The 6,802-nt window shown below is 41.8% G+C and carries 5 protein-coding genes; 3 read left to right on the forward strand and 2 right to left on the reverse strand.

All coding sequences use genetic code 11. The annotated features are described in order from the left end of the window. Nucleotides 1-607: 607 nt before the first annotated feature. Complete coding sequence (locus WAM07_RS04675) at nt 608-1,273, forward strand: potassium channel family protein (protein ID WP_014643042.1); 666 nt, start codon at nt 608-610, stop codon at nt 1,271-1,273. Nucleotides 1,274-1,629: 356 nt separating this feature from the next. Next, nucleotides 1,630-3,348: a pyruvate oxidase gene (locus WAM07_RS04680; protein ID WP_422165190.1), complete on the forward strand. Its 1,719-nt coding sequence runs from the start codon at nt 1,630-1,632 to the stop codon at nt 3,346-3,348. 172 nt (nt 3,349-3,520) lie between these two features. Here WAM07_RS04680 and rnjA read toward each other — a convergent pair whose 3' ends face one another. Both rnjA and WAM07_RS04690 read right to left on the reverse strand, forming a co-directional pair. Next, a complete protein-coding gene (rnjA, locus tag WAM07_RS04685) occupies nt 3,521-5,188 on the reverse strand; it encodes a ribonuclease J1 (protein ID WP_422165192.1) in 1,668 nt (555 codons plus the stop codon). Nucleotides 5,189-5,191: 3 nt separating this feature from the next. After that, on the reverse strand, nt 5,192-5,401 hold the full coding sequence (locus WAM07_RS04690) for a DNA-dependent RNA polymerase subunit epsilon (RefSeq protein ID WP_014643045.1): 210 nt from the start codon (nt 5,399-5,401) through the stop codon (nt 5,192-5,194). Nucleotides 5,402-5,841: 440 nt separating this feature from the next. On the opposite strand from WAM07_RS04690, the gene WAM07_RS04695 reads away from it, so the two are divergent. Beyond that, the gene (locus WAM07_RS04695; protein ID WP_422165195.1) at nt 5,842-6,627 is read left to right on the forward strand and encodes a Cof-type HAD-IIB family hydrolase; all 786 of its coding nucleotides are present in this window, start codon (nt 5,842-5,844) and stop codon (nt 6,625-6,627) included. The last annotated feature ends 175 nt before the right edge of the window (nt 6,628-6,802 follow it).

A 6,802-nucleotide genomic window follows, 5' to 3' on the forward strand; every position in this document is an offset into this window, starting at 1 on the left:
GGGAACTGGCAAGCCTCCTCAGTCGTTAACACTCCCTGTGGGGTCTCGCCTAGCTCCTTCTCCCACGGGAGTCTCGTCATTTCCCCACCAACCCAGCGATTTCTTGTGAACGGACCCTTCTAGAAGAGAAAGACCCTCCTACTTGATCTGGATTAAATGCTTTTATGATAGGCTATTGCCGGTATTTAACATCCTGTAAATAGGTACAAAACTACCTGGTCTAATTCCTCGAATACCTCAGCACGCAGGTGATGTTTGAAGTGGTTTCGATCGTCTGATTTGGCCAGGTCCGGAGGGGGGTGATGAAGACTCCTGTGGGATGAACATGATCGGTAAGATCCCGGAAGGCGAAGCCTGAGGAAGCTTACCACATGCCCACGGAAAGCGAATCGTTCCCCGGAGGACCTTTCCTGTCATAAATTATCTCGAAACTGAGTCTTCAACTATCCGGCCCTATTGCGTAATAAACCCTTATAAAAAATTAACCATCAACTATAACAGCCCCAAAAATTAAAGGATGTTATCACATGCAGACTTTATTAGGTGAAGAAGCGTATAATGTGATAGAATAACGTTAGATTTTTACTGAAAAGATGGAGGACAGATCATGAAAAAAGAATTTGCCGTGATAGGTCTCGGGCGGTTTGGCGGCAGTATCTGCCGTGAGCTTAGCCGTGAAGGCATGGAAGTATTAGCTTTGGACCTTGATGAAGATAAAGTGAACGAATATAGAGATATAGCGGCTCATGCTGTGATCGCCGATTCTACTGATGAGAACGTATTACGAGAACTTGGACTGCGTAACATTGACCACGTCATCGTGGCAATTGGAGATAACATCCAAGCGAGTATCCTCACCACTTTAATGTTGAAGGAATTGGGCATTAAAACAATTACTGTAAAAGCACAAAACGACTACCACGAAAAAGTACTAGCTAAAATTGGGGCTGACCACGTTGTTCACCCTGAGCGTGATATGGGTAAACGAATTGCACATAATATCATCTCCAACAATATACTTGATTACATTGAATTATCAGATGATCATAGTGTCGTAGAGGTTAAAGCAGGAAGCAAAATGAGCGGCCGCACTCTGGTGGATCTTGATATTCGTGCTGAGTACGGGTGTAACGTCGTAGCCATAAAAAGAAAGAAAGATGTCATTGTCTCTCCAATGGCAACAGAAGAAATCCGCGAAAATGACGTATTGATTGTCATCGGAGCAGATAAAGACATCAGTCGTTTTGAAAAAAATCTTGTAGTTGAGGACTAATCATCATCTTAAGAAAACCTGCCCGGCTGGCAGGTTTTTTTCTTAGCTTTTAAAAAAACAAATCATTTAATATGCCGTGTGAACTATTTGTAGTGATTTTTTAAAATAAAGTTCCCAATATTGAAAGAGTCGTTTTCTGCAGCGGCCCTTCCTTCCTTTATTTAATATCACTTTTTCTATACTTAAAAACGAAGCTCATATAATAATGAAGTGTGAGATATTTAACAAAAATTTGCTTGGGATAGACGAATAAACAATATTTGGTGGCAGTTTAGTTTACTTCTATAGCAAAAGGGAAATATAAAATGCTATAGACAATATTCATTGCACTAGGAAACTTAGGAAGGATGATACTTATGTTCGATCAACGTACAGGAGAAGTATTAACCCAGCAGTTAATTGATTGGGGAGTCAATCATATATATGGAATGCCAGGAGATTCTATTAATGAATTTATTGATGATATAAGAAAAAGGGAAGAGGAACTTTCTTTTATACAGGTGAGACATGAAGAGACAGGGGCACTTGCAGCTGCAGCTTATGCGAAGCTAACCGGAAAGCTGGGAGTCACGTTATCCATCACTGGCCCTGGTGCTATTCATTTATTAAATGGTTTATATGATGCAAAAGCGGACCAGGCGCCTGTGCTCGCCATTGTAGGCCATGTTCAAAGTGATCAGGTGGGCACGGGAGCGTTTCAGGAGCAGAATCTTGAGCGCATGTTTGATGATGTAGCGGTATTTAATAAAAGGGCTGCCTCACAGGAGCAGCTGCCGGATCTCCTGGACCAGGCCGTGAGGGAAGCTTACGCTAAAAAAGGTGTTTCTGTGCTGATTGTTCCTGATGATCTTTTTGCCGCAAAGCAAACGGACGATGTCAGGTTACGAGCAAGTAACCTATTTCAGCCGGAAATGATGCCTAAACAAAACCATATGATAGAAGCGAAGAAACTAATTGAGCAAGCAGAAAGACCAGTTATCTTAGCAGGTAAAGGAGCAGCTGGTGCCAGAGATGAATTAATGGCTTTTGCTGAAACCATTAAAGCTCCTGTAATCTTAAGTCTTCTAGCAAAAGGGGTCTTACCAGATCACCACCCTTACTGCCTCGGGCATACAGGGCAGATCGGAACGAAACCGGCTTATCATGCCATGAAAGAAACGGATCTGCTTATTCTTATAGGCACTCAATTCCCTTATCGAGATTTCCTGCCCGACCATGTAGATGCCATTCAACTTGATAACAAACCAGAGCACATTGGGAAGTATTACCCGATTAAATTAGGTTTAGCCGGTGATGCGAAAGAAACGATGGAAGCACTGTCACAAGGGATCACGACTATAGAAGAGCGTCCATTCCTTGAAAAATACCAGGAAAAAATGAAGAACTGGCATATTGCGCTTCAAGAGGAGAAGCGTTCTGAAGAGAATCCTTTACATGCGCCTCAAGTCATGTATGAACTCGAAAATCATATGGAATCTGGAGCTGTTATTTCCGGAGATGTTGGGAATGTAACGGTCTGGATTTCACGTTTTCTGCCATTTGTGGACCAGAAGTTTGTTATTTCCGGCTGGCTTGCCACCATGGGGAGCGGTTTACCGGGAGCGATTGCTGCGCAGCTTGCCTATCCAGAGAAACAAGTAATCGGTATTGCTGGAGATGGCGGCTTTTCCATGGTTATGCATGACTTTGTAACCGCGGTTAAATATAATCTTCCCATCAAGATCATCGTATTGAATAATAGTAAAATTGGTTTAATCAAATATGAACAAGCTCAAATGGGCCATGCCAATCATGCTACCAATTTAGGAGAAATGAACTTTGCAAAATTCGCTGAGTCCTGTGGAGGGCAAGGTTATCGGATTGAAAGCTACGAGGAGCTGGCACCAAAAATGAAGCAGGCTTTTGTATCCAACCAGCCGGTTATTATCGACGTAGCTATTGAAGATATGGCTCCGCTGCCGGGACATATCGACTATCAATCAGCCGTTAACTATTCTCAGTATATAGTTAAGAACTTTTTTGAGAATGGATCCTTAGAACTGCCTGATTTGAAAAAAGCTTTAAAACGATTATAAAACGCTCTAATTTATGAAAAAGAGAAACCAGGACTCGCTTACCTAAGGGTCAAATTTGAGCTGAAAAAAGTGTTGCTGCTAAACGTCATGACAATTTAGACAAGCATATGTTGTAGTCAACAGATCATTAAAAAACCCCCGCTGAATGAATCAGCGGGGGTTTTCGGTCTTATTATACTTCCATAATGATCGGAAGGATCATTGGACGTCGTTTTGTTTTTTCAAATAAGAATGGTGCAATGGTGTCTGTAATCTCATTCTTAATTTCAGACCACTGAGTCGTACGGCGTTCCATAACTTTTTCAACATGATTATTTACAAGTTTCTGCGCTTCTTTAATCAAATCTTCTGATTCTCTCATATAGACGAATCCGCGAGAGATGATATCTGGACCTGAAGCGACCTTGAACTCTTTCATGTTTATACTAACCACTACGATAACGAGGCCTTCTTCAGAAAGAATGCGTCTATCTCTCAATACGATGTTACCAATGTCGCCAATTCCACTTCCATCTACATATACAGATCCAGATGGAATCTTACCAGCGACCATCGCTTCATCTTTCCCAAGAGCTAATACATCACCGTTATCCATAACAAAGCAGTCTTCAGGTGCTAAATCACAATCATGACTTAACTTCGCATGTTCTTTCAGCATGCGATACTCCCCGTGGATCGGCATAAAGAAGCGTGGCTGAATCAGACGCAGCATCAGCTTCATTTCTTCACGGCTTCCGTGCCCTGAGGTATGAATGTCATTCAATGGGCCGTGAATAACTTCAGCTCCTGCACGATACAATTTATTAATCGTGCGGCTGACACTGATCGTGTTACCAGGGATTGGGGAAGAGGAGAACACGACGGTGTCGCCAGGCATAATTTGAATTTGACGGTGAGTTCCATTGGCAATACGGGATAGAGCTGCCATTGGTTCACCTTGAGAGCCGGTACACAGGATAACCACTTCATTGGCCGGAAGACGATTAATTTGCTGCGCATCAATGAAAGTATCTTTAGGTGCGCGGATATAACCGAGCTCCTGTCCAATACGGATGGATGATTCCATACTGCGTCCAAAAACGGCAACTTTTCTACCGTTTTTAACTGCCGATTCCACAACTTGCTGTAACCGGTGGATGTTTGAAGCAAAGGTTGCAAATATCAAACGTCCGTCTACACGTGTGAATATATCATCAATACTTTGTCCAACTACACGTTCTGACTTGGTAAAGCCAGGTACTTCACTATTCGTACTATCTGATAACAGGGCGAGAACCCCTTCTTTTCCAATTTCAGCCATACGAGCTAAATTTGCAGGTTCTCCGACAGGTGTGAAATCAAATTTAAAGTCTCCGGTATGAACAATGTTACCCGGAGGTGTTTTCACAACGATTCCGTATGAATCGGGAATGCTGTGGGTGGTACGGAAAAAGGATACTGATGTTTTGCGAAACTTAATTACATCATCTTCCTGAATCGTATGCATCTTCGTGTTACGAAGCAAACCATGCTCATCCAGCTTATTTCGAAGTAAGCCAGCGGCAAGTTTACCAGCATAGATTGGAATGTTGATTTCCCGTAATAAATAAGGGATCCCGCCGATATGATCTTCGTGACCATGCGTGATAAAGAGCCCTTTAATTTTATCCTGATTTTGAACTAAATAGGTATAATCAGGAATAACATAATCAATTCCCAGAAGTTCATCTTCAGGGAATTTAATACCTGCATCAATGAGGATGATTTCGTCTTGAAACTGAACGCCGTATGTGTTTTTTCCAATTTCGCCGAGACCGCCAAGGGCAAATACGGCTGTTTGGTCATTTTTTACGAATTTCATGCGTTACAGATTCTCCACTTGATAATCTTCGGATTGCTGTTCATAAGCCAGGTGATCCTCATTAAGCACCTGGATATATTCAATGTTAAATCCTTTATTAGCCAATTTTTCACGAACTCTTCTTTCGGTTTCCGCTTCTACGTACATGGCTTGAGTACGTTCACGGACAGGAACTTCTTTCGCCAGTTCCTGATATAATACTTTGTATATCATTACATTATCGCTCCTAACTAGATATAATTTCCACATTCTTGTCCTGTCATTAATAATAGCACGTTTAATTATCGTATGGTAATGATAACGGTAGTTGAACTAGCTTTTGGAGCCATCCGGCCAGTGGGCTCTAAGCATATGTTTTACGTTCCATCAATTTTTTCCAACGTTTTTTCAGCTTTCTTAACAATCGCTTCATCATGGTGAATCCATCCCCTTCCACTGATGAAAAAAGCACTAAAACGTTAACCGCCCAATCCCTGTTACTACTAGTATAATACGGTTTGATTAAGAATGAAACATTTACATAGTAGAATTTATTATTATGGTTTGTTTTTCTTCTCAAATTTATCCTCTCGTGCTACAGTATAGCCAAACAATCAACTTAATTATGATGGGATAACCAAATAGTTATGGAATACAGAGATGGAGGAACTTTTATGGACAAGAAAATCGCCTTTTTCGATATCGATGGCACATTACTCAATCATCAAAAACAATTGCCAGAAGAAACAAAAGAAGCTGTAAAACGACTGCAAAATTCTGGCGTTTACTGCGCAATAGCTACAGGACGTGCACCATTTATGTATGAAGAAATACGGGAAGAGCTTGGAATCGATTCCTTTGTAAGTTTTAATGGTCAGTACGTCATATTTGAAGGGGAAGTAGTCTACAAAAACCCCCTTTCCGAAAGGTACTTGGAAAAGTTACATGAACATGCGCAAGAAAACAATCATCCCATGGTTTTTATGAACCATGAAACCATGAGAGCTTCCGAGCAAGGACATTCTCATATTGAAAAAAGCCTGGGTTCGCTTCATTTCGACTATCCTCAGGTAGATGAGTCTTTTTATAAAGGCCGGGAAATCTTCCAATCCCTTCTGTTCTGTCAGGGAGGAGAAATTGAGGATTACAGAGGGGCCCATAAGGCGTTTGATTACATCCGTTGGCACCCTTACTCCTGTGATGTTTTACCAGGGGGAGGATCAAAAGCTGAGGGAATCAAAAAAATGATTGAAGCAGCTGGTCTTCGAATGGAGGATTCCTTTGCATTTGGAGATGGATTAAACGATATTGAAATGCTGCGGGAAACTGGTACAGGTGTAGCAATGGGAAACGCTGTTCCCGAAGCTAAACAGGTTAGTGATATGGTAACCGCCGATGTAAACGAAGGCGGATTGGTAAAAGCCATCTACGACCTTGGACTAATAAAGCCCCGCTCATGATTATGAAGTATTGATATTGAAGTAAAGCTCCCGATACTGGAAGACTCAGTTTTTAGACGATTAGATCCGTTACTAAAATGGGGGGAGGGTTGGTTGGGAAATAACTCGCTTTCCTGTGGGGGAACTGGCAAGCCTCCTCAGTCGTTTTCACTCCTTGTGGGGTCTCGCCTAGATC

This window comes from Halobacillus sp., assembly GCF_049282395.1.
GTDB lineage: Bacteria > Bacillota > Bacilli > Bacillales > Halobacillaceae > Halobacillus.

Coding starts and splice junctions, on each gene's coding strand:
- WAM07_RS04680 (WP_422165190.1), top strand. CDS start 1,630: ATGTTCGATCAACGTACAGGAGAAGTATTAACCCAGCAGTTAATTGAT.
- WAM07_RS04695 (WP_422165195.1), top strand. CDS start 5,842: ATGGACAAGAAAATCGCCTTTTTCGATATCGATGGCACATTACTCAAT.
- rnjA (WP_422165192.1), bottom strand. CDS start 5,188: ATGAAATTCGTAAAAAATGACCAAACAGCCGTATTTGCCCTTGGCGGT.
- WAM07_RS04690 (WP_014643045.1), bottom strand. CDS start 5,401: ATGATATACAAAGTATTATATCAGGAACTGGCGAAAGAAGTTCCTGTC.
- WAM07_RS04675 (WP_014643042.1), top strand. CDS start 608: ATGAAAAAAGAATTTGCCGTGATAGGTCTCGGGCGGTTTGGCGGCAGT.